Here is a 1447-nt window from a genome sequence, read left to right as displayed (position 1 = left end):
GTCCACCTCGGAGAAGACCACGATCGCGTGCGAGCCGACAAACGCGCCGAGCCTCGCAAGCTCACCGCCGAAATCGAGCGGGACATCCCCCTTGTCGGCGGGCAGGATACCTCCGGATGCACCGCCCGGCAGGTAGGACTTGAACACGTGGCCCTCTTCCATGCCGCCGCACAACTCGATCAGTTCGCGCACCGTCGATCCTGCGGGAGCAAGCACGACGCCGGGATTGCGCACACGGCCCGAGACCGACCAGGACCGCGGGCCGGGGTGGCCATCGCTGCCCTGTCCGGCGAACCATTTGGCGCCCTTTGTCAGAATCTCGGGCACCCAATAAAGCGATTCGACGTTGTTATTGAGTGTCGGACGGCCGAACAGGCCAACCTCTGCGATGAAGGGCGGGCGCAGGCGCGGCAACCCGCGCTTGCCCTCGATTGATTCTATCATCGCGCTTTCTTCGCCGCAGATATAGGCACCCGCGCCCCGGCGAAGTTCCAGGAAACCCGGTGCCGCGAGGCCCGCATCTTCCAGTGCCGAAATCTCTCGGCGGAGAATCTCCAGCACGGCGGGATATTCGTCGCGCATGTAGATATAGACACGCTCGGCCTCAACTACCGCTGCTCCGATCAGCGCCCCTTCCAGCATGGCGTGAGGATTCCGCTCCAGATAATAGCGGTCCTTGAAGGTGCCGGGCTCGCCCTCGTCACCGTTGACGGTCATCAGCCGGGGACCGGGATAGCCCCGCACGATGCCCCATTTCATACCCGTGCCGAAGCCCGCCCCGCCGAGGCCGCGCAGGGTCGAATCGGACAGAGTATCGATCACACCCTGCGCGGTCAGTGCGCCGCTACGAAGCTTTTCGACTGTGCCGTAGCCGCCCTTCGCGCGGTAAGCATCAAGCCCGGTATAATCTGGCAGCATGGTCCCAGTGTCGCCGCTGGCGGCAATGTCCAGAAGGCCTTTTGCCGTGGCATTGCCCACTTCCCGGTTGCCGATACGCGCCGCCGGGGCCACGTCGCATCCGCCCATACAGGGGGCCGTGACCACGCGTACGGATGCAGGATCGGTGCCGCCCTTCAGCGCCGCTTCCAAGTCGGCGGCTCCGCGCAACATGCAGGCGATCCCGTCGCAGACCCGGATCGTTAGCGGCGGCGGGGTGGCCTCGCCTTCGCGCACCAGATCGAAATGATCGTAGAACGATGCGACCTCAAACACTTCTGCTTGCGACAGCCGCATAAGCTCGGCAAGCGCTCGGACATGACGGGCAGAGACATGACCGAAATGGTCCTGGATCTTGTGGATATTCTCGATAAGTCGGTCGGCCGGTTGCGGCACCGTACCAATGATCTCTTGAAGTTCGGCCAGCGCAGCGGGGTCGAGCTGCCGGCCCTTGCCCGCGCCCGATTTCCGCCGCACCCCGAAGGCGGCGCGGTCCTGTGTCATGGTCGTC

The 1447-nt window shown here is 64.5% G+C and carries 1 protein-coding gene; it reads right to left on the bottom strand.

Going from position 1 to position 1447, the window contains the following annotated elements:
* The coding region (locus AC2FMY_RS21960; protein ID WP_496808107.1) for an NAD(P)H-dependent oxidoreductase subunit E at positions 1–1440 on the bottom strand (1440 nt) is incomplete at its 3' end.
* Positions 1441–1447: the final 7 nt, after the last annotated feature.

This window comes from Ruegeria sp. YKSE079, assembly GCF_059612845.1.
The sequence above is the reverse complement of the archived record's forward strand: the minus strand, read 5'-3'. Positions and strand labels throughout refer to the sequence as shown.